The sequence below is a fragment of the Vibrio sp. TH_r3 genome (assembly GCF_033101115.1).
In the GTDB taxonomy this organism is placed as follows: domain Bacteria; phylum Pseudomonadota; class Gammaproteobacteria; order Enterobacterales; family Vibrionaceae; genus Vibrio.
Genome location: NZ_JAWMPW010000103.1, coordinates 1 through 277, shown reverse-complemented (window position 1 = coordinate 277; position 277 = coordinate 1). Strand labels below are relative to the sequence as shown.

Sequence of the window (277 nt, the reverse complement as noted above, 5' to 3'; positions counted from 1 at the left end):
CCTGCCATTTCATTAAGTTTATCGATAGCTCGCTCTTTCTGACCAAGCTGATAAGCAGCTAAAGCTTGATACAACATATAGTCCGCAGGCATATCATTGTAATAACGACTTTCTGTCATTTCTGTCTCTCCAGCTAATGCGCGATGGAACATTTCTTTTGAAGATTCACATGCGCCCAACTTGTGTTCGATTAGCCCCAAGAGATAATAAATATCGTTGTCAGTTTGACCGACAAGTCGCCCCTCATTTAAATTTACTGGAAATTCAAGTGCTTCGG

1 protein-coding gene is annotated in these 277 nt (G+C 41.2%); it reads right to left on the bottom strand.

From position 1 onward, the window contains the following. A partial coding sequence (locus R3X26_RS18980; protein ID WP_317718869.1) for a hypothetical protein occupies positions 1 to 277 on the bottom strand: 277 nt, incomplete at both ends.